Origin of the sequence: Blautia sp. 1033sp1_1033st1_G9_1033SCRN_220408, from assembly GCF_040929965.1 — a bacterium.
GTDB classification, from domain to species: domain Bacteria; phylum Bacillota; class Clostridia; order Lachnospirales; family Lachnospiraceae; genus Blautia_A; species Blautia_A ammoniilytica.
In genome coordinates, this window is the sequence record NZ_JBFKZO010000003.1 from 183,947 (window position 1) to 206,213 (window position 22,267).

The following is a 22,267-nucleotide window of genomic DNA, read 5'->3' on the forward strand; positions in this document are numbered from 1 at the left end:
ACTTAGTTTAATGTTGCAAGGGTATCTCCATTTTCAACAGAGGCACCTTCTGCCACATCAATACTTGCAACTGTTCCGTCCTGTGGAGCTACTACCGGAATCTCCATCTTCATGGACTCAACGATTACAATGCTGTCACCGGATTTAACAGCCTGTCCTACAGATGCAACGATCTTTAATACTTTTCCAGGCACCTGTGCTGCTACCTTTACGGAACCTGCACCAGCAGCTGCTGCTTTCGGTGCCGGTGCTGCCTTTGGTGCCGGTGCTGCCTTCGGTGCCGGTGCTGCTGCTCTTGGAGCTGCTGCCGGTGCTGCACTTCCATTCTCTTCTACGGTTACATCATATGCAGTTCCATTAACTGTGATTGTATAATTTTTCATTTTGAAATCCTCCTGTTATTTACCATTTCTTACGATTAACTTTGCGGATAGAACGTACAACAAAACTGTCTGTGCTGGTGCCCTCTGCAGCAGCAATAGCAGCTGCGATCACTGCAACCAATTCACCATCGTCTGCTGTTTCTTCAACAACAGGTGCTGCTACTGGTGCCTGTGAAGGAGCCTGTGTCGGTGCTTCTGCTTTTTTCTTGCTGCCATTGGGAATAAAATGGAACAGCCAGATCACAAACATCAGGAAAAACAGAACTCCAAATACGGTAGCAAGACCCATCACTGTATTCATTGCAGCTCTTTTCAGTGTATCACTCATTGAATATTGGATGTCCACATTTACAGATGTAGGAGCACCAGACTCATTAAATACGTATACAAACTTTGCATCTGATTTTTCAAATGCTACAGGAACAGTAATGGTATACTCACCATTTGCCTCAGAGAAGTCTGTCTCTCCGGCATCCTTCTGATCCTCTTTCATGGTTCCAAGCTCATCCTTTGCACTAGCCCATGCTGTCATAGCACTGGTAGTAAAGCTGTCACTGGACTTGGAATAAGCCTCTACCTGATCATCTGTCAGCTGGACAATGGTCTGGGTCAGGCCTTCTGCAGTTGTGATCATCTGCTGCTTCAGCGTATCATCCACATCTGCCCATACAGCTCCGGCTGTACCCAGTACAAGGGCTGCCGCACATAAGATCGAAGCGCAGAAGCAGGATACTTTCTTAAAAATACCTTTCATATGCTCCACCTCACTTAGACCGTTGTGTGTTTCTTGGACGGACGTGCTTCTCTTTTTGTGAAAAGCATCTCAAATGCACCAATCACATATTTTCTTGTGTCTGCAGGGCTGATAATGGTATCTACATATCCTCTCTGTGCAGCAGACTCAACGCTGGACTGAAGTTCTTTGTACTGAGCTGCCTTCTCATTCAATGTAGCTGCATCTGCACCTGCATACATGATCTTGGCTGCCAGGGATGCGTCCATCATACCGATCTGTGCATCTTCCCATGCATAAACCATATCTGCACCAAGGGCTTTACTGTTCATCACTGTATAAGCGCTTCCGAATGCTTTGCCGATGATCACGTTAACCTTCGGTACAGTTGCATCTGCAAAAGCATGTACCAGCTGTCCAAGAGAAGCTGCAAGAGTTCTTTCGTTGCATTTGTCTGCTTTAAAGCCTGTTACATTGGTAAGAGTAAGTACAGGAATCTGGAAAGCATCGCAGAATTTCACAAAATCTGCTGCTTTTCTTGCGCCTCTTGCAGAAAGGCTTCCGTCTAACTCTTCGGACTTGTTGTCCTGTGCATCATAGATCTCGCTTCTGTTGGCAACAGCACCTACAGTAGCTCCGTTCAGACGGATAAATCCTGCTGCAATATCTTTGCCGAAGTCTGGTTTGATCTCAAAGAATTGCTCATTGTCAGCAATCCTTGAAAGTGCAATAGCAGTATCTCCTGTGCAGTTTGCAATATCCTCACATACACGGTTCAGGTCATCTGTGCACTCCATATATGCATCAGAATCCTCATTATTAGACGGCAGGTAGGAAATCAGCTCACGGATCTTCTCAAGGATCTCTTCTTCGGTGCCAACTCCGTCGATCAGTCCTGTCTCACTGCTCTGGAATGCAGCATCAGATGTATCACATTTGTCAATGTGATTGCCTTCCAGTGCATTTGGGGAATTCACAAACATTTTTCCTTTTTTGCTCTCTATAAAAGTAAAATCAGTAAGCGCCGGAACAACAGCCATACCTCCACCGCAAGTACCGAAAATACCTGTAACCTGAGGAATCACTCCGGATGCCAGAGTCTGTTTGAAGTAGATCTCTCCAAAAGCCTCCAGTGCATCGGTAGCTTCCTGAAGACGAAGTCCTGCACAATCGATCAGGCCGATCACCGGTGCGCCTGTCTTAATGGCAAGGTCATAAAGTCTGGTGATCTTCTTGGCATGCATCTCGCCAACTGTACCGTTTAATACGGATACATCCTGGCTGTATACATAAACCAGATTCCCGTCAATGACACCATATCCGGTAATAACTCCGTCAGAAGGTGCTTTTTTTTCAGCTAAGTTGAAATCAGTACTTCTGGCTGTCACACTTTGGCCGATCTCAACAAAACTGTTTGCATCAAGCAAAGAAGTAATTCTTTTGCCTGCTAAGCTTTGTGTTGCATTACTCATTCTTATTTGCCCTCCGTTTTATAAAAATTTAAAAGTATAACCAAAAAATCTGCCGATTGTAATTGTACAATTTTTCAACCTTTTTTTCAAGTCTTTTTATACTGAAACAGCAAAAAAGAGCCTTGCAAAAAGTTCCCTGCAGGAATCTTTCGGCAAAAGCTCCTTTCCATACTTTTTCTTCTTTCTTTTTTTGTTTCAGCTATGAAAAAATAAGTGAAACACCTGATCCACACACCAGAAATAACTGATCCGTTCCACATTCTTATCTGCAACAACCGGATAAGCAGCCAGCAGTTCATCTCTAAGCATGTATCGCACTTCTCCGATCTTCTGTCCCTTTTGCACAGGAGCCTGAAGTTCCTTTTCCAGTTTCAGGCTGCAGCTTACCTTTTCATCGGTACGAACCAGTACTTTTTTCTTTTTATCTGTTTCTTTTGCCCTTAATTTTCCCTGGATCCATACCTTTTGTCCCGGCCTGCTGCCTCCTGTGGTTCCATTTTCAACAGAAATCCTTGGGATCTTAAGCTCTTTCCAGTAATTTTCATATCTGAAACAGGTTTCCCCGTATTTCAGAAGCTTTTTTGCATCCTGCCATTTGTAATTTTTATTACCAGGCCATCCACATCCAAGAAGGGCAATGATAAATGTCCTTTCCTGGTTCTCACAAGCACACACGTAACAGTATCCTGCATTGCCAGTAAATCCTGTTTTTCCTGAAAGCACCCCTTCTTCCATATCAAGGAATGCATTTGCATTATGCAGGGAAAAATGTCTTTTGCCACTTAAATCTGAAAAAGAATAATCCCTTGTCTGAGTGATTTTAAGAAATACCGGATTGGAAATAGCATAATTCATGATCCTTGCCAGATCCTCAGCCGTGGTATGATGTACACCGCCTGCATCCGAAGCATCCAGACCATTTGGTGTAATAAAATAAGTATCCTTGCATCCGATCTCTTTTGCCTTTGCATTCATCATGTCAGCAAAGCCTTCCACGCTGCCGCCGATATGCTCTGCAACTGCCACTGCTGTATCATTATGGCTTTTCAGCATCAGAGAATATAAAAGGTCTTCCAGGTAATACTGTTCTCCTTCATGCAGGTTCAGCCTCACCTCCGGCTGGTAAGCGGCATTTTTTGAAATACTCACATAGTCATCTCCGGATCCGTTTTCCAATGCCAGAATACAGGTAAGCACTTTTGTTGTACTTGCATTTGGTCTTGGTACTTCTCCGTCCTTCTGATAAAGGATCCTGCCGGAATCTCCATCCATCAGCACTGCTGACAGGGAATAGAGACTCCCCGGCTCTTCCGGTTCACTGTTTTCTACCAGATCCACCAGATTGGGGATCATCTGTACCTCCGTAACTTGGCTTTTTCCATATGCCGGAATATAAATAGTTGCAAGAAGCAGCAGACACCAGCACACTGCTGTCTTTTTCAGTATTCCTTTCATCTGACACCCCGCAGCCTGATATCCGGATACACGGATCCAGATACCTGATTTTATAATAATCATATGCAGGCATGTCCTGATTATACCTTAACCGTTATATGTTTTATCCCATCGTTCAGACAGACTGCCCGGCATAAGGGCCAGGCTGTATAATTCCATCAGATCTTTGGGAGCTGCAAGCAAAGCCTTACGGAAGTATTCTTCCAGCTGCCTTACAGGTATCTGACTTTCCTTTACAGGTGCAGGAGTCATAAAGTGCCCCAACATATCCTCCTGGAAATTCTTTCCGCCCAGTCTTAAAATGCGCCCGATCCATTTTCTTCGCATGCCTCCGTCATCACAGACCATAAGATTTGTAAAATATTTCATCATTTTCATGGAAATGCAAATATTACTGCTGCTTACCTGAGGAATCGCCTGATGGATCACCTTTGCATAGCGGATATCCGGCACAACCCCGCAAGAAGGGTAATATGCATAGGGATTTTTACCTGTTTTTTCCATCAGATATCTGTCAAACTCTGTTTCCAGGGTGCTGTGACGCAAAGCTCCGGAGTCATCCACCTGATTTACATAGGGATGACAAACAGAATCCAGAAGATAATGGCACCCAAACCCTATCATATATGCAAACAGCGCATGACTGTCTGTCTCTCTTACTTGTTTCATCCCTGCCTCAAAAAAACCGGCAGCCTTCTGCCGGTGCATGGAAACACCTTTCGCTGTTACCGGATTCGGCGTAACCATAAAGTAAAACAGGATATCTGGCCCATGAACACCGATCCTGAATAATTCTCCGTTTTCCCGGATCAGCTGCTGCAAAGGTGCAGGCAGCTGCCTGTAAACCATTTTTCCAAACAGATCATGTGCATATGTGGTTGGCATTTGTTCATCTCCCTTTACACATCCAGCCGAAGCTGTACTTCCTCTTCTGCTTCTGCCTTAAAATCTTCCAGCTTTACAGGGTCAAGAGCAGGCAGTTCTTCCAGTCCCTGAACACCAAAGGTACGCAAAAATTCCTCTGTTGTACCAAACAAAATCGGTCTTCCCGGCGCATCCAGGCGCCCAAGTTCCTTTACAAGGGAATATTCCACCAGCTTATTCACTGCATGGTCGCTTTTCACCCCACGGATCTTCTCGATCTCTGCCTTTGTGATAGGCTGCTTATATGCAATAATGGAAAGGGTTTCCAGCATTACATCTGTAAGGGATGGTTTCTTAGGCTGCATGGCGATCCGGATCAAATTCCCGTAATATTCTTTTTTGGTACACATCTGAAAGGAGTCCCCCAGTTCAATGATCTGAATCCCCCTGTCTTCTTCCTGGTATCGGTCCATCATATGATGGATCACCTTTCTTGTTGTCTCTTTATCCTGCTCTACTGCTTTTGCGATCTGTGTTAACTCTACAGAATCTCCCATTGTGAAAAGTATGGCCTCGATCGCTGCTTCCATTGTCTTGATCTCCACTTACTAACCTCTTCTATGTTCCATTTATACGGAAGCTGCTTATGCATCCTCCGCAAATTCAGTCAAATTCTTCCATGTGTCAGGATCTGTTACAACATCGATCTGAATATCGTCAAATAATTCTTCCTGCACCACATGGATATGCCCCATCTTCATAAGCTCCAGTACAGAAAGGAAAGTAACGATCACTTGAACTTTGGAACACTGCCTTTCCAATAGCTGTCTGAAGCTGAACTTCCTGTGGCTTTTTGCAAAATCCTTCATCTGAAGCATTTTGTCGGAAAGACTGACTTCTTCCTTCTCAATAGTTCCAAATTTGCTTCGAATAGGATCGATCCTGTCATCCTGTTTTCGTATGATGGATTTGTAGATCTCATTCAGCTTTTCCAGGGTCAATCCTTCAAGAAGAGCAGACGGATCCACAGGCTCTCTGTACTGCAGCACTTCCTTTGGAACCGTAGGTTTTTTGTAATAAATCCCTTCTGCATCGTCCATCTTATCACGAAGTTCATAGGACATATATTTATACATTTTGTATTCAAGAAGCTTCTGCACTAGTTCTGCTCTTGGATCCTCTTCCTCTCCATCTTCATTGACTTCCTTAGGAAGAAGCATCCTGCATTTAATATCCAGAAGTGTGGCTGCCATGACCATAAACTCGCTCATAACACCCAGATCTTCTTTTTCCATAGCATGGATATATTCCATGTACTGATCTGTGATCTCCACGATAGGAATATCATAGATGTCTATTTTATTTTTATCGATCAGGTGAAGGAGCAGATCTAGTGGTCCTTCAAACACATTTAACTTTACAGATATAGCCATTCGTATCGTTCTCCCGGTGTTTCATTTTACATGTTCTGCATGGGATTGTAAAGGGTGGCTTTGCATATTATAAATGTTTCAAGATCCTGTGCCTTCCAGTTCAATGATCAGAAGTTCCCTTGGATTATGGATCCGCACAGGAATGGTATGCTCCCCCAGCCCTGCACTTACCAGAATATATTTTCCTTCTTTTTCAAAATCCCCGCAGCAAAATGGCGGAAACAGCAGATACTGAGGACTGGTCAGGCCACGATGCCTGGACAGCCGTAAAATCCCCCCATGATAATGACCGCAAAGAGTCAGATCTGCATTCCAGGAGAAATAAGCTTTTCCGTATTTGGGATTGTGGGCCAGAAGAATATTCAGTCTGGATGGATCACCTGAGCCCAGTAAATTCTTGATTTGTCCACAGGTCAGCGTTGGCGAATCCGGCTTATGATAATACTCCATAGGGAGTTCCAGTCCGTAAATAGTCAACGGGATATCCCCTATCTTAAGATCCTTCTTTTCATTGTGAAAGATCTTTATGCCGCCTTTTACCAATTCCTCTTCATAATCCGTATAGATTCGGGCAGTCTCCGGCTGAAGCTTCATCCTGCATTCATGATTGCCAAGAGCCATATAAACCGGGAAATCTTCTGAAAGCTTCAAAAGAAGCTCCCTTGCCACCGGAATGGAATGGGGTAATGTACGCACGATCATATCTCCTGCACACAAAACAAGATCCGGCTGCTGCCTGCATATTTCTTCCAACAGCACCTGATTTCCCGGACCGAATTCTCTGCCATGCAGATCTGTAAGAAAAGCTGCTTTCAGTTTTTTCCCTTCAGGGATTTTGGACGATGTAAGCTTGTACACCTGTGTGCGAAAACGGATCATTTGCCAAACCCACAGGTCGGAAAAGTACAGACCTTACAATTCAGGCAAAGTCCGCCCTCGCCATATGCAGCCACTTCCTCTTCGTGGATTTCATCTCCAGCTGCCAGTCTTGGAAGAACAAGGTCAAAAACCGTTCGTTTTGCATACATCACACAGCCTGGCAGTCCGATCACAGGAATACATTTTCCGTCTTTCTCATAATAGGAAATCAGAAGCATAGCTCCAGGAAGCACAGGTGCACCATAAGTTACGATCCTGGCTCCTGTATCTTGGATCCCGCCTGGCGTACGGTCATCCGGATCTACGCTCATCCCACCGCTGCAAAGCACCATATCTGCTCCGTTTTTTATGAACTGAAGGATATCCTCTGTGATCTGAGTTTTATCATCTCCTGGCATAGTCTGGCCTATAACTTCCATGGAGTATTCCTTTAATTTTTCTACCAGCACCGGTGTAAAGGTATCCTTTATCAACCCCTTTTTCACTTCACTTCCTGTAGTTACAACCCCTACTTTCATAGTTCTGTAAGGAAGAATAGAAAAAATCGGATCTGCTCCTGCCGCTTTACAGGCTTTATCCATCTTTTCCTGTTGGATCACAAGAGGAATGATCCTGGTCCCTGCAATCTTGTCGCCTTTCTTCACAGGAAAATCTCCATGTCTTGATGCGATCATCATTTCCCCCTGGCTGTTTACTGCCAGAAGTGCATCCCTTCGGATCTTCAGCACTCCGTCTATATCTGCGATCAGCTCGATCTTTCCCTCACTTACTTCCGTTCCGTGCATATGCTCTCCTGCACATATCTGATATAGGATCTTTGCAGCCTCATTTTCGTGAAGGATCCCTTCTTTTTTCTCCCAGACAAATAAATGCTCTTTTCCCACTGAAAGAAGAAGGGGAATATCCTCTTCCCGGATCACATGGCCTTTTTTAAACAGAACTCCCTTTTTTTCATCTTTAATGATCTGCGTAATATCGTGACACAACACACTACCCACTGCATCCTTGGTACAAATCTCTTTCATATGCCAACCCTCCTTTATAAACCGGCTCTGCAAAGTTTTGCATAAACACCATTCTTTTCCATCAGTTCCTTATGGGTGCCCTCTTCCGCGATCCCATCCTCAGTGAGCACAAGGATCCTTCTTGCATTCCGGATCGTTGACAGCCTGTGTGCAATCACAAATGTGGTCCTGTCTTTTGCCAGCCGTTCCAGCGAATCCTGTACTACCTTCTCACTTTCATTATCCAAAGCAGAAGTTGCTTCATCGAAAATAAGAATGGGCGGATTTTTCAGAAATGCCCTGGCAATTGATAGTCTTTGCTTTTGCCCCCCGGAAAGCTTCACTCCTCTCTGCCCTATGTCTGTATAATAATTATTGTCCATTTCCATAATAAAATCATGTGCATTGGCAGCCTTAGCAGCACGGATCACTTCTTCATCTGACGCATCCGGTCTTCCATAACGGATATTATCCAGAACTGTTCCTGCAAAAAGATAAACATCCTGCTGTACAATACCAATATTATTTCTCAGATCTTTCAGACGGATGTTGCGGATATCCTTTCCATCCAGGTAAATAGCACCACCTGAAACATCATAAAATCTGGGGATCAGACTGCACAAAGTGGTTTTCCCTGCTCCGGAAGAACCTACTAATGCTACATACTCTCCTGGCTTCACTTCCAAGTTCACGTGAGAAAGTACACTCTCCTTATGATCCTCATAGTGAAAGGATACATCCTCAAACCTTATATCCCCTTTCGCATGTTCAAGGGGCTGTGCATCCGGTGTGTCTTCGATATCCGGAGCAATAGACATCATTTCAAGGAAACGGTCATATCCACTGTATCCATTCTGGAATTGTTCTGTAAAATTCACAAGCTTTGTAACCGGCTCCGTAAAATTGTTGATATAAAGCAGGAAGGTAACAAGGTCTGCTGCCAAAATGCTTCCTCCTGCCAAAAACATAGATCCGGAAACCAGTGCTACAACTGTGATCAAAGTAGTAAATGCATCCATTCCGGCATGATATCCTGCCATATAACGATATGATACACTTTTTGCCTCTACAAATCTTTCATTTCCTTTTTTGAATTTCTCAATCTCCCGTTTCTCATTTCCAAAAGACTTTACCACCCTGATCCCTGCCAGGCTGTCTTCGATCTGGCTGTTAATATCCCCAATACGCACACGGTTTTCTTTAAAAGCGGTTTTCATTTTACGGTTATATATAAGAGCATAAATAAGCATTACCAAAACAACTAGGAAACAAAGAAGTGCCATTTTCCAGTTCACATTCATCAAAATGATCAATGCGCCAAACAATTTGATCACGGAAATAATAATATCCTCCGGTCCATGATGCAGCAGCTCACTGATATCAAAAAGATCGCTGGTGATTCTTGAGAGAAGATGGCCTACTTTCTGATTATCATAAAATGCAAAGGAAAGCTTCTGATAGTGACTGAAGATCTCATTACGCATATCATGTTCTATATAAGCTCCCATCATATGACCATAATAGGTGATAAAATATCTGCTTCCCAGCTGCACAAGAATTAGAGCCAGCATACCAATGCCAATATATAAGATGGTCTTCTGTGCCTGTGCAACCGACATAGAACCTATGGAAGTCATAATGTACCTTACCAGCAAAGGAATTACAAGCGTTACGGCTGCGCCCAGGATCGCAAAAAACAAATCGGCAAAAAACAGGCCTTTATAAGGCTTATAATATGCTGCAAGCAATTTTAATTTGTGGTCTTTTCCTTTACCCTTGTTCATGATTCATTTCCTCTTTCCGATTTTAGTACTCCCTATTATAAGCCTATCTGCCTGTTTTTGTCAAAATCAGCCCTTCCTTTTTCCAAAGACTTTTTAACCAGCATTTGCCCTTCACAACTGTGAATGTAGTGGACAATTACGAATATTTAATGAAATGCAAGTTTTCGCACAAGTTTTCCAAGGCTCCAAATCCATGTAGACCTGGGTACGCTTTGATCATACAAGATGTTTACACTGCCAATCTGTTCTTTACCAGCATAATATTCCATTTTTCCTGCCAGCTTTCCCCTTTTTACCGGAGCTGTTACCTGTTCCGGAAGGGAAAGCTTTCGTGTCACTTCTCCAATGTTTTTTCCATCTGTTCCGATCCAGACAAATGTTTTCTCATATTTCAGAGCCACATATTCTTCTTTTCCATTTCGCACCTTTAACCTGGGAAGTTTCATAGGATGATCATCTATGTACCGACTGCACTTTGAAAACCCGTAATTAAATAAAGCAGCTCCATCCCTGAAACGCACCTTATAATCCGGTGCCCCCATCACAACAGCGATCAAGGTGATGTCATTTTTCTGGGCAACAGCAGAAACGCAGTACTTTGCCTTTCCAGTGCTTCCTGTTTTCAGCCCTGTACAGCCCTCATAGCTTCGCAGCAGCTTATTGGTATTTGTCAGTGTAAACTCTTTGGAGCCCTGCTTTGTTACGTGCAGGATATTTTCCATCCATATAGAAGAATATGTGAGAATTTTAGGATACCTGGTGATCAGTTCTCTGCTCATAATGGCAACATCCTTAGCCGTAGTATAATGATTCTCTGAATCGGTCAGTCCACAGCAATCTTCAAAATGAGTATCCTGCATTCCCAGCTGCTCTGCCCGCTGATTCATTCTTTTTACAAACTCCTGCTCACTTCCAGCAATATGCTCTGCCATTGCCACGCTTGCATCATTCCCGGAGGCAATTACAATGCATTTGATCATTGTTTCCACATCCTGGGTCTCTCCTTCTTCCAGGAACACCTGGGAGCCGCCCATGGATTTGGCATATGCACTGGTAGTCACTGTGTCTGTAAGTTTCAGATTCCCATCTGCCAGACTGTCAAAGATCAGCAGAAGAGTCATGATCTTTGTAATGCTGGCAGGGCTTCTTTTCTCTTCCTCGCTTTTTTTATACAACACCGTTCCTGTATCTGCCTCTATCAGGATCCCTGCCGGAGCCTGGATCAGTATATCTTCCTGTACACCATCAGCCTCCTTGTTTTCCTCACCGTAGGCTGTAAGCACTCCATTTCCACAAACCATCAGAATTATGGTCAGAAATAATGCCAGGACTCTTTTCCATTTTCTTTGATTCAAATCATCTTCCCCCTGTATTCCCTTTACTCTATTGTAAAAAAGAACAGGGCTTTTTATGCCTTGATATTGAAAAAGGACGGAGGAATCACCATTTTTCCAGTGATTTCTCCGCCCATTTTCTTTACAGATATACTTTACTTCTTGCTCTGCCTATCCGTTTCATTTATTTATTTTTCTTTTTTGCAGCTTCCAGCCTGCTGCAAGAATTGCAGCAATTGCCATCAGCAGCAGGCACTGCCATAATGCCATATCACTGGTATCTCCTGTTTTTGGAGAAGAAGTTCCTGTGCTGCTGCCACCTGAATATCCACCATAACCGCCGCCTCTATATGAGCTCCCACCTTGTCCAGGAGCCGGTGTATCCGTTGGCTCTTTTTCTTCTGAAACAGGTGTAGCTGTTGGTGTCTTTTCCGGCTTTGGAGTCACTGTCTGAGCTGGAGTTGTTACCTGAGGTGCAGGCTCTGGTGTAGCAGAGATCTGCGGTGTTTCCGTAATGTCCGGTGTTGGCTGCGGCTTGTCCGTAGGCCTTGGTTCCTCAGTCGGAACAGGCGTAGCCGTTGGCGCCGCATACTGGTTAATGATCTCTGTATTTGCCGTGGAGGATACCTTATCTGTAGCGTTTCCCTCGCCTGATAAGCCATCTGAGGACTTCCAGCTTACTGAACACCCTTCCGGATTCTTTTCAGTCACAGAGTAACTCATGCACTCCTGAGGAACGCAGAAATTAATGGTCTGCTTGTCCTTCAACGAAAAACTGTATGTACCTTCTTCTGTCTGGATACTGGTCTTTGCTCCATCTGTAACCTGGTACAGGCTTCCTTTATATGGATCCCCATTTGCCTCAAACAGCTCCAGCACCATATCAAATTTCTGATCTGTTTCTTTACCTTCTACTGTTTTTGTAACAGAAAATTCCTTAAATACAGGCAGGTTAAATTTGATCGCACAGTCTGACAGGGTGCCGCCTCTTTCCAGGTAATAGAATGCAAAGGTATGCTTTGTCCCTGCTGCCCACTCTGAATCGTCAAATGCCCCAATTGCCTTTGGATATCCTGCGAAAATATCAGACAGGGAACCGGTCTGTACATCACCGGTCACACTGCTGGTAACAGTATAGATTCCCTTTGTAAAATTAATGCTTCCGGAAACTGCCTCATGGATACCACCCATATCAAGCACAAGCTGTCCGTCAATGAAAAGCCATGCATCATCATCCCCGCTGAAGGAGAATACCAGGTCTTTCCTGTCATTAACAGTTCCCTGTACATCTGTAACTGCAACAGTTCCGTTTTCCGGGATCAGGAAATCCTTTTCCATGCTCATTCCAAAATGATAATCCACGGTTTTCATCTGATCCAGCAGATAGATTCCTTCCGTGCCTTTATCTGCTGTTCCCCATACGCCTTCATCCTGAAAACTGTTAAACGGCAGGAAACCAGCTCCTTTATTGCCCCATCCGTCAATACCAAGAGCCTTGTCATACTGGTAGATCTTATTTGTGCCAGCATCATAGCCTGCATGGTTCAGACTGCTTTGATAACTGTATTCATTGGAAGCCGGATCATATACAAAATCAAATCCAACATTTGAGTAAACTGTTTTTGTACCCCCATTTACCGGAGTTGCCGCCTGAGTCTGGTCAAACAGTGAAAACGGTGTGGTGTAATTAAGCACCGGAAGCCCATCCTCTCCCAGCTGGTTCTTCACAATCCCCGGGAAAACAGTATTGTAAAAAGAATTCACAGGTGTATTTTTTACATTTACCGGATCGTACCGGAACCTGTACTGTGCACTCTGCTTTGCCAGTTCAAAGCCATCCCAGTTTCCGAAATCATAATCAAACAATGTAACAGGCAAAGATCTTACGTCTGTCAGTCTGGAAGCTGTATCGTTTTCACCGGAAGCTGTATTCTTAGGTGAAGTTGCCAATACCAGATGGGTAGCCGGATTATCCTGATTCGGCCACTGGAAAACTGTGCCTTTATAGGTCTGTCGGCCTGACAACTGTACATCTGCAGGTAGCTGGCATTTCTCCGTGATTATATCAAAATCTTTACTGTTATTCAAAGACACAGTATATGAAAAATCACACAGACGATACTGAGGCAGGATCACAATGGCTTCATTATCTTTCAAATGAGCGTGTACTGTATAGCCATAGTCAGCATCCAGATCCCCTGATTCCCAATAAGCCCAGCCTTTGCCCGGAACTCCCAGGTTGATCCAGTCGCCATAGTCATTTTTATTATCAGCCTTATGCCATACTCCATTTTCGTCCTTCTGATACAGCCAGGCCCAGAAATGCATACGGCCAAGGGAGTATTCGCCTCCGGTTCCCTGTTCTGACATATCCAGGCGAACATTGATCTCTGCCATCTCATCAGAGGTTCCGCCTACATTTTTATTCTGGATCACAAGACCTTCATAGGGAAGGCCGTTTTCACTTAAATCTGTGCAGTAAAGGTATGATGATCCCCAATCAGTTGCCTGAAGCACATGATTTCTTTCTTTCTGATCCCTAAGATCAAGAGTTCCTGAAATGCCATAAGGAGTACGGCTTGTACTGTATGTAACAGGCTCTGTGCTCTCCCAGTTCTGATTCTTCCATCTTTTTATAGATCCAAGATAATAATAACTGTATGCATAACCGGAATCCCAATCCATTTTATATTTCCAGAACCGGTATTTTACCGTACCATTCTGAGGATACAGGATTTTACCACTGCTGTCTGTTTTTTCAAATGGTCCATCAGATTGCTGAAACTCCCGATAAGATGCACCATCGTAATAATCCGATGTAAACGATTTGTTTTTTAAAGCAGCCGATGGAAGGATTGGTCTTATAACCGCCACGATAGAAGGATCTGTTTCTTCATTAACCTTCTTGATCCTGTCCCCTGATTTTTTCGCCTGATATACAGTTACTGTATCAGAATAAGGAGTATAAATCCCATCCTCTCCCTTTTTATAATACTCTTTTATATAATAATCATATTCTCCTGATCCAGGCTGATCTGAAGAAAGCAGCAATTCCTCTTCTCTAACCCCAGGCAGGACAATGATCCCATAATTAGGAAGTCCGTTTTCTCCGATCCCACACTTATCCTCCCTCGTATCTTCCTTTACAGACAATTCTGCTTTCTGAAGACTCAGTCCATCATCACTGACTGACTTGATGCCATAAAAAGCCTGGCCTTCCTTCTGGATCTGTGTATCATCCTGCCCTGTAAGCATAAGGTTCTCTTCATTTCCAGACAATTCTACATTATAATCAAAATTAAAATATCTGATCTTCTGACTGCTTCCATACTGCGCCTCGGAAAGAACCAAACCACCCCATCTATAATATCCGTTAGAATAAACATTTCTTCTATCATAGCTTGAGTTCTCTCTTACAACATAACTTCCCGTATACTCCGGGCTGTAAGGCAGGATACAGATAATATCTCCTTTTTGAAGATTCAAATCTGAAAGATCAAAACCGGTTTTCTTTTCAGAGGAAACATTCAGGATCTGATATTCTTTCTCTTCATAGATTCCCTCATCTCCCAGCCTGTATTGTGCTGCCAGCATCCTGGTTCCGCCCCTGCCGGTGATCTGGTATCGCCATTCATACGTATCAGAACTCCTGTACAGTTCATTTGTACTGTATCCCATTCCGGCTTCGCCATTTTTGTATGCTTCAGGCACTGAGATATTTACCTTCAACAGTCCGTCCAAACCGGTGTCCGGAATATCGCCCACCTCTAATCGAAGTCCGATATTTGGGAGACCATCTGCCCCATACTCCAGAACCGTTCCATCTGTCTGCTCTTCTACGGAAACCATAAGATCTGCCCCTGCAGTACCTTTATGATCTGCCGGATCATGTCCATAGGTCAGCCAGCTTCCTTTTACCATGTCTTCACTGTAATATGGGGTACTTTCTCCGTCCAGGGATGTTACTCCTGTTATCTTCCAATCCTGAGTACTGTTCAGGAATACCTGATACTGAAAACAGTAATTACGGCTGCATTTCTTTAAATAATCTGCTAGCTTATTGGAAGAATATCTAAATTCAACAGGCGCTGTACAATCCAAAGGAATTACTGCCGCTACTTCATCAGGCTCCGGATCTACATAAAAACAATGAACATAATCGGAAGTATCTGTATATGTTTCTATTGCATTAGTAGTATAAGATCCATGTTTTCCTGGTCTCTTGTATTCTTCTTCCAGTTCATACTTTCCGGTTTCCTGATTCAGTTTATAATAAATACACACAGCTCGAAGTGCAGAGTTCTGGTAATTATTTGGCTGATTATTATGATTTTTGTCCCAGCAGGGATTCACCCTTATAAAATACCCTGGATATCTTTCAACCCCATCGTATCCGGTAACTGTTCCGGTATTTGGATCGCCGCGTACAAGAAGCGCATAGTTAGGCAGCCCATTCTCTTTATATGTAGGAAGCGAAGCTTCTTCTGCTTGAATACCAAGTATTGGTGATTCTTCCAGTTCATTATCTGAGGACAGTACAGCGGTCCACTTTTCTCCTGACTGTTTCCACACATTCCCTTCTGTCAGTTCTTTATACTCTATAGACAGTTCCTCTTCCTGAACCTGAGGTTTTATCCATACCTGGTAATTATAAAGAACTGAGACCGGCGCATACACAACGTAATCGTCACCAGGTTTTAATGTTCTTTCATTACTTCCCAAAGAAATAGAAGACCTGCTGTTCTCTATTTCTTTCCAGTTTCCCTGTTCATTTTTCTCATATAATGCGCCTTTCAAGCCACAAGAACGTACCTCCGATGATTTATTGAATATTTTACAGTCCCCATTATTGTCAACAAATTCAGTTTTCCCTGTAAGTTCTACTTCCGCCTTAATTATCACATCCTTTTCACCGGTATTTGTAATCATTACGCTTCCATCTGGAAGTCCGCTTTCTTTATAAGAAACCGCCTTACGTGATTGAATATTCTGAATTTGTGTAACAACACGTAAATCAGAATCGGTTAATCTCACAGAATCTTCAGGCGCAGAATGATTTGTCTCCCAAGCGTCTGGCATCGTTGGCATTGGGCTGCCATTGCCTGCATCTGATATTTGTTTCTTTTCATAAAAAACCAAATTATCAGATACCGAATAATTCATATTATCTATCCATCTGACTTTATATTTTATAAGTATGCTTGCAGGAATATATTTTTTCGGATAGACATGGTAATAAAATGGCATTATTATCATACGATACTTGCTGTATTTATCTGCATCTCCATATTGTTCCAGTTGCTTCAAAAGTCTGATTGTACTCTGACTAATTTCTTTTGCAACTAAAAATTCATACTTCTTTTCTATATCATTCCAGCCATATAAAAGATACCCATGATTTCCTTGATACCATGTGCCATTGTAATACATAGAAGACATATATCTAGAGCTTTCATCTAAGAAAATGTCATTGTATGTTTCATCCAATGTCATACCTGTTGTATCAATATCATAAATAATCCCGCACTCCGGGTTATTCACATCAATTATATCCTCTATCCCATCTACAGGCTGATTGGAGGTTTCAAGCAGGTCCGGATCATCCAGAAATTCCTCTGCTTCTGTATATTCCTGTTCATCCTGGTCTGTGCTCTCTTCCTCCTGGGGCACATCCGTGACTTCCTGTACGTCCTCAGGTGCATCTTCTGCCTCCTGAATCTGGCTGGAAAGATCAGCTTCTTCAGGCTCATTTATGTCTTCAGGTCCTTCTTCATCAGATATATCAATTTCTTCAGGTTCTTCTGCCGGTGATGGATCCGTTTCCTCTGATCCTTTCTGGTTCTGTTCTTCTCCATCAGAAAATTCAGATCCATATGCCATGCTTTCTGTCAAAAAGCCTGCTGCATTTCCGCCCACTGCCATGGAAATGCAAAGCCCTAAGGCTATCATTTTGTTCCATAATTTTCTTCTCAACATGTTTGCCTCCCTCATTGTGTGCCTTTTCAAGTCGAGCAACCTGCAATGCCACTATAAATGATATTATACTTTTCTTCCTTTATCTGCTCTATATAACTTTTCATGGATTCATAACAATTTTCACATTCCTTATTTAAATTTGGCATCATTTATTGCAGAAAAAATCCCTGTAGATCCTTATTGGCAAATCTTACCAACAGGAATCCACAGGGATTTCATTCGCATATTACAACATGGGCGCAAAAAGCCTTAAGATATTCTGCATGATCCGCACAAAAATATTTCGGTTCTTGCAAAATTCTAAAGTCACAGGTGAACAATAATGCAACGTCTCCACAAAGTCCTCTTTAATATCCATAACTACCTTATTACGGCAGATCCATACTCCATCTTCAAAATGAAGATACAGGCTGCGGTAATCTAGGTTGATGGTACCAACAACTCCCAGTTCATCATCACACACAAAGGACTTGGCGTGAAGAAAGCCTGGCTGGTACTCATAAATCTTCACCCCTGCCTCCAGCAGCTGCTTATAGTAGGACTGTGTCAGCAGGAAGACCATCTTCTTATCCGGGATACCCGGTGTCATAATCCTTACATCAATACCACTTTTGGCAGCAAGACATAGAGCAGTCATCATCTCATTATCAATGATCAGATAGGGGGTGCAGATATATACATAATGTTTGGCTCTGTTGATGATATTCAGATATACATTCTCACCAACCGTCTCTCCATCCAGCGGCGTATCACAGAATGGCTGAACAAAGCCGTCACTTTCAAACTGATCCTTGTGCCATGTATGAGGCAGGTAATGGTCAAATTCGGCATAATCTCTGGATCTTGTCACTACCTTCCACATATGAAGGAACATGGCTGTCATATTCCAGACAGCCTCGCCTTTCAGCATAACTGCAGTGTCCTTCCAATGTCCGAACCTTTCCTTCTGGTTAATATACTCGTCTGCAAGATTGATCCCGCCTGTAAATCCCACATATCCGTCAATGATACAGAACTTTCGGTGGTCACGATTGTTCAGGACAATATTCAAAATGGGGCGGAAGGTATTAAATACCTCACACTTGATCCCTTTTTCACGGAGCTGAAGATAATATTTGTGAGGAAGCGTTGTAAGGCATCCCATATCATCATAGATCAGCCGTACATCTACCCCTTCCTTAACCTTCTTCTCTAGGATATCCAGAATGGTCCGCCACATTACTCCATCATGGATAATAAAGTATTCAATAAAAATATAATGCTTTGCCTGATTCAGTTCTTTGATAAGCACAGGAAACATATCGTCACCCACTTGAAAATACTCAGCTGTAGTATTCTCATGTACCGGATATCCGGAAGAACGAAAAATGTAATCCGATTGTATACAGGCCGAGCGATCTGCCGCCTCCAGCTTCTCCCTGGTGTCTGAATCATCTTTCAAATAATCACTGGTCTGTACAAGCATTTCATTAAACTGCATCTGCATGGTCCTGGCGATCCTGGACTGTCCAAACACAAGATAAAGTACCAGTCCGAAAATAGGAAGACTGAGGATCAGCATTGCCCAGGCCAGCTTGTAAGAAGGATTGATCTCTCTGTTTACGATCCACAGCACAACAAGAATGCTTAAGATAGTAAGTCCTACTGAAATATATCTGGAATAGCTGGCAGCTTTTAAGAACAGAAGCAGGAGCCACCCCAGCTGTACAGCCATGGCAAGCACCACATAAAACAATCGATTAAAAATAAGTTTTGTGATTTTCTTCAGTATGATCATAATCTCCTGTCCTTTCCCGCCAGCTTTCCAACTGTTTCCCTATCATGCATAGTGATGCCACCGTCAGAAAGTATATCCGTTTAAAAGTATATCCGTTTAGATAAAAATCCCTGACCGTATCAGTCAGGGATTTCTTGCGCACAATTAATTATATTTACGTTTTCTTGCGGCTTCAGATTTTTTCTTACGACGAACGCTTGGCTTCTCGTAATGCTCTCTCTTACGGATTTCCTGCTGGATACCCGCTTTCGCACAACTTCTCTTAAATCTGCGAAGAGCGCTATCTAAAGTCTCGTTCTCTTTGACGATTACGTTTGACATAGACCCACACCTAACCTCCCTCCAGTTGTAGATTGTGCTGAAATACAACTGTATGGGTATTTTTCTTGCACAAACATTATTATATATCATACCCTGCTGGTTCGTCAACAACTTTTGGCTTTTTTTGCAAAATCTTTTTGCATATTCCTGCCTGGTCTGAATCTTTTTCCAAAAGACGGATTATTTCAGCTGTCCTTCCAGAATACCAGCAGCTGCTGCAATAGCCTCATCTGCTTTTTCAGGATTACGTCCGCCGGCCTGGGCCATATTCGGACGTCCGCCACCGCCGCCGCCAACAATAGCAGCCACAGCTTTTACAAGATTACCTGCATGTGCTCCTGCCTTCTGGGCAGCATCTGTAGCCATGGCAAGTACATTTACCTTACCATCATTCACTGCAGCAAGGACAACTACGCCTTCGCCCAGTTTTTCCTTCAGCTGATCGCCCAGGTCACGAAGTCCGTTCATATCAACGCCCTCTACCTTTGCAGCAAGAAGACGAATGCCCTTCACTTCCACAACCTGATCCATAACGTCCCCAAGTGCTCCCTGTGCCAGCTTACTCTTAAGGGATTCGTTCTCGGAAGATACTGCCTTTAATTCACTCTGCAGATGCTGGATCTTCTCCACTACCTGAGATGGATTTGCCTTTAATGCTTTGGCAGCTTCCTGAAGCATTTCTTCCTGTTTCTTGTAATATTCGATAACACCTTTGCCTGTAAGAGCCTCAATACGGCGTACACCAGCTGCAATACCTGCTTCGGAAACAATCTTGAACAGCATGATCTCCCCTGTATTTGCTACATGGGTACCACCGCAAAGTTCCTTGGAGAAATCCCCCATGGAAACCACACGTACCTTCTGGGCATATTTCTCTCCGAACAATGCCATAGCTCCGGATTTCTTTGCTTCCTCGATGTCCATCACATTTGTATTAACAGGAAGGGATGCCTGGATCTTTTCATTTACAAGATCCTCTACCTTTGACAGCTCTTCACTGGTCATTGCCTGGAAATGAGCAAAATCAAAACGCAGTCTGTCTGGTGTTACAAGGGAACCCTTCTGCTCTACATGTGCACCAAGTACAGCCTTTAATGCCTTCTGAAGCAGATGTGTAGCACTGTGGTTCTTCTCTGTATCTTTTCTTGCCTGGCTGTCCACGATCAGAGAAACGGTCTCTCCCTCTGAGATCATGCCAGACTCCATGTAACCAACATGGCCAAACTTGCCGCCACGAAGCTTAATGGTATCTTCTACAACAAATCTGCCATTTGCAGTCTGGATCACACCAGTGTCGCCAACCTGACCGCCCATAGTTGCATAAAATGGTGTCTGCTCTACAAATACAGTACCCTTCTGTCCTTCCATAAGGGAAGATACTACTTCTGTCTCTGTAGTAAGAACGGTCACCTTGGAATCAAAAGTCAGATGATCATAGCCTACAAACTCAGTAGTAACAGAGGTATCGATCTGGTCATATACTGTAGCATCTGCGCCCATGTAGTTTGTTACTTCACGGGCATCACGAGCTTTTTTCCTCTGCTCATCCATAGCAGCCTTAAAGCCATCCTCGTCTACCTGGTATCCCTTTTCCTCCAGGATCTCTTTTGTAAGATCAAGAGGGAATCCATAAGTATCATACAGCTTGAATGCATTGGCACCGGAAAGTGTCTTCTCCCCTGCCTGGTTCATATCCTCTTCCATGTCGCCAAGGATACGCAGACCCTGGTCAATGGTCTTATTGAACTGATTCTCTTCATTGGTAAGTACCCTGAAGATGAAATCCTTCTTTTCTTCCAGCTCCGGATATCCGTCCTTGGAACCATTGATCACTTCCTCACTAAGCTTGGAAAGGAATGCTCCCTCAATACCAAGAAGGCGTCCATGACGGGCTGCACGGCGGATCAGACGGCGAAGCACATAGCCTCTTCCTTCATTGGTAGGCATAATACCATCAGAGATCATAAATGTAGCAGAACGGATATGGTCTGTGATCAGACGGATAGAAACATCATACTCATGCTTCACGCCGTACTCTTTGCCTGAAATCTTGCTTACAAGATTACGCAGGGAGCAGATGGTATCCACATCAAAAATGGAATCCACATCCTGTACAACTACAGCCAGACGCTCAAGCCCCATACCTGTATCAATATTCTTCTGTTTCAGTTCTGTGTAATTGCCGTTTCCGTCATTCTCAAACTGTGTAAAAACATCGTTCCAGACTTCCATATAGCGGTCACAGTCACAGCCAACTGTACAGCCTGGCTTACCGCAGCCATACTTCTCACCACGGTCATAATAGATCTCTGAACATGGACCGCAAGGACCTGCTCCATGCTCCCAGAAGTTGTCTTCTTTGCCGAATTTGAAAATACGCTCTGCCGGGATGCCGATCTCTTTATTCCAGATCTGGAAAGCTTCATCATCATCCACATATACAGAAGGGTACAACCTGTCCGGATCCAGTCCTACTACCTTTGTAAGGAACTCCCAGGACCAGTTCAGTGCCTCTCTCTTAAAATAATCGCCAAAGGAAAAATTGCCAAGCATCTCAAAAAATGTACCATGACGGGCAGTCTTTCCTACATTCTCAATATCACCTGTACGAATACACTTCTGACAGGTACTTACCCTTGTGCGAGGCGGCTTCTCAGCTCCTGTAAAGTATGGTTTTAAAGGTGTCATACCTGCATTGATCAGAAGAACACTTTTGTCTCCCTGAGGAACCAGGGGAAAGCTTTTCATTACAAGGTGTCCCTTGCTTTCCATGAAATCCAGAAACATCTTTCGAAGTTCGTTCACTCCGTATTTCTTCATTTCTATTTCCTCCTACATCGTTCAAAATGTCC

15 protein-coding genes are annotated in these 22,267 nt (G+C 43.5%); all 15 read right to left on the reverse strand.

Annotated elements, in window-relative coordinates:
• Positions 1–2 precede the first annotated feature (2 nt).
• Complete coding sequence (locus AB5916_RS03865) at positions 3–383, reverse strand: biotin/lipoyl-binding carrier protein (RefSeq protein WP_368189319.1); 381 nt, start codon at positions 381–383, stop codon at positions 3–5.
• A gap of 19 nt (positions 384–402) precedes the next feature.
• Positions 403–1,137, reverse strand: coding sequence for an OadG family protein (locus tag AB5916_RS03870; protein WP_368189320.1), 735 nt, complete (start codon positions 1,135–1,137; stop codon positions 403–405).
• A 14-nt stretch (positions 1,138–1,151) separates the two neighbouring features.
• Positions 1,152–2,588 carry an acyl-CoA carboxylase subunit beta gene (locus tag AB5916_RS03875; RefSeq protein WP_368189321.1) on the reverse strand — a complete coding sequence of 479 codons (1,437 nt, stop codon included), beginning with the start codon at positions 2,586–2,588 and terminating at the stop codon, positions 1,152–1,154.
• A 195-nt stretch (positions 2,589–2,783) separates the two neighbouring features.
• A complete protein-coding gene (locus AB5916_RS03880; RefSeq protein ID WP_368189322.1) occupies positions 2,784–4,106 on the reverse strand; it encodes a D-alanyl-D-alanine carboxypeptidase family protein in 1,323 nt (440 codons plus the stop codon).
• 24 nt (positions 4,107–4,130) lie between these two features.
• Complete coding sequence (locus AB5916_RS03885) at positions 4,131–4,928, reverse strand: zinc dependent phospholipase C family protein (RefSeq protein WP_368189323.1); 798 nt, start codon at positions 4,926–4,928, stop codon at positions 4,131–4,133.
• Between the two features lie 14 nt (positions 4,929–4,942).
• On the reverse strand, positions 4,943–5,512 hold the full coding sequence (gene scpB, locus AB5916_RS03890) for an SMC-Scp complex subunit ScpB (protein ID WP_158420335.1): 570 nt from the start codon (positions 5,510–5,512) through the stop codon (positions 4,943–4,945).
• Positions 5,513–5,551: 39 nt separating this feature from the next.
• Complete coding sequence (locus tag AB5916_RS03895) at positions 5,552–6,340, reverse strand: ScpA family protein (protein ID WP_158420334.1); 789 nt, start codon at positions 6,338–6,340, stop codon at positions 5,552–5,554.
• A 78-nt stretch (positions 6,341–6,418) separates the two neighbouring features.
• Positions 6,419–7,219 (reverse strand): metallophosphoesterase, encoded by an 801-nt coding sequence (locus AB5916_RS03900; RefSeq protein ID WP_368189324.1) that lies wholly within the window; start codon positions 7,217–7,219, stop codon positions 6,419–6,421.
• The gene (locus tag AB5916_RS03905) at positions 7,216–8,244 is read right to left on the reverse strand and encodes a molybdopterin-binding protein (RefSeq protein WP_368189325.1); all 1,029 of its coding nucleotides are present in this window, start codon (positions 8,242–8,244) and stop codon (positions 7,216–7,218) included. Before AB5916_RS03905 ends, AB5916_RS03900 begins: the two co-directional genes overlap by 4 nt.
• Before the next feature lie 14 nt (positions 8,245–8,258).
• Positions 8,259–10,007, reverse strand: a complete 1,749-nt coding sequence (locus tag AB5916_RS03910; protein WP_368189326.1) for an ABC transporter ATP-binding protein — start codon at positions 10,005–10,007, stop codon at positions 8,259–8,261.
• Positions 10,008–10,153: 146 nt separating this feature from the next.
• Positions 10,154–11,362, reverse strand: coding sequence for a D-alanyl-D-alanine carboxypeptidase family protein (locus AB5916_RS03915; RefSeq protein WP_368189327.1), 1,209 nt, complete (start codon positions 11,360–11,362; stop codon positions 10,154–10,156).
• A 159-nt stretch (positions 11,363–11,521) separates the two neighbouring features.
• The gene (locus AB5916_RS03920) at positions 11,522–17,317 is read right to left on the reverse strand and encodes a hypothetical protein (protein ID WP_368189329.1); all 5,796 of its coding nucleotides are present in this window, start codon (positions 17,315–17,317) and stop codon (positions 11,522–11,524) included.
• 226 nt (positions 17,318–17,543) lie between these two features.
• Positions 17,544–19,094, reverse strand: coding sequence for a cardiolipin synthase (gene cls, locus AB5916_RS03925; protein ID WP_368189331.1), 1,551 nt, complete (start codon positions 19,092–19,094; stop codon positions 17,544–17,546).
• A gap of 144 nt (positions 19,095–19,238) precedes the next feature.
• Positions 19,239–19,415: a 30S ribosomal protein S21 gene (gene rpsU / locus AB5916_RS03930; RefSeq protein WP_004222305.1), complete on the reverse strand. Its 177-nt coding sequence runs from the start codon at positions 19,413–19,415 to the stop codon at positions 19,239–19,241.
• A 180-nt stretch (positions 19,416–19,595) separates the two neighbouring features.
• Positions 19,596–22,235, reverse strand: coding sequence for an alanine--tRNA ligase (alaS, locus tag AB5916_RS03935; RefSeq protein ID WP_368189332.1), 2,640 nt, complete (start codon positions 22,233–22,235; stop codon positions 19,596–19,598).
• Between the last annotated feature and the right edge of the window lie 32 nt (positions 22,236–22,267).

What these genes read in the sequence shown, in the direction of transcription:
- AB5916_RS03865 (WP_368189319.1), bottom strand. Translation starts at nt 383, where the DNA reads ATGAAAAATTATACAATCACAGTTAATGGAACTGCATATGATGTAACC.
- AB5916_RS03870 (WP_368189320.1), bottom strand. Translation starts at nt 1,137, where the DNA reads ATGAAAGGTATTTTTAAGAAAGTATCCTGCTTCTGCGCTTCGATCTTA.
- AB5916_RS03875 (WP_368189321.1), bottom strand. Translation starts at nt 2,588, where the DNA reads ATGAGTAATGCAACACAAAGCTTAGCAGGCAAAAGAATTACTTCTTTG.
- AB5916_RS03880 (WP_368189322.1), bottom strand. Translation starts at nt 4,106, where the DNA reads ATGATTATTATAAAATCAGGTATCTGGATCCGTGTATCCGGATATCAG.
- AB5916_RS03885 (WP_368189323.1), bottom strand. Translation starts at nt 4,928, where the DNA reads ATGCCAACCACATATGCACATGATCTGTTTGGAAAAATGGTTTACAGG.
- AB5916_RS03895 (WP_158420334.1), bottom strand. Translation starts at nt 6,340, where the DNA reads ATGGCTATATCTGTAAAGTTAAATGTGTTTGAAGGACCACTAGATCTG.
- AB5916_RS03900 (WP_368189324.1), bottom strand. Translation starts at nt 7,219, where the DNA reads ATGATCCGTTTTCGCACACAGGTGTACAAGCTTACATCGTCCAAAATC.
- AB5916_RS03905 (WP_368189325.1), bottom strand. Translation starts at nt 8,244, where the DNA reads ATGAAAGAGATTTGTACCAAGGATGCAGTGGGTAGTGTGTTGTGTCAC.
- AB5916_RS03910 (WP_368189326.1), bottom strand. Translation starts at nt 10,007, where the DNA reads ATGAACAAGGGTAAAGGAAAAGACCACAAATTAAAATTGCTTGCAGCA.
- AB5916_RS03920 (WP_368189329.1), bottom strand. Translation starts at nt 17,317, where the DNA reads ATGTTGAGAAGAAAATTATGGAACAAAATGATAGCCTTAGGGCTTTGC.
- cls (WP_368189331.1), bottom strand. Translation starts at nt 19,094, where the DNA reads ATGATCATACTGAAGAAAATCACAAAACTTATTTTTAATCGATTGTTT.
- rpsU (WP_004222305.1), bottom strand. Translation starts at nt 19,415, where the DNA reads ATGTCAAACGTAATCGTCAAAGAGAACGAGACTTTAGATAGCGCTCTT.
- alaS (WP_368189332.1), bottom strand. Translation starts at nt 22,235, where the DNA reads ATGAAGAAATACGGAGTGAACGAACTTCGAAAGATGTTTCTGGATTTC.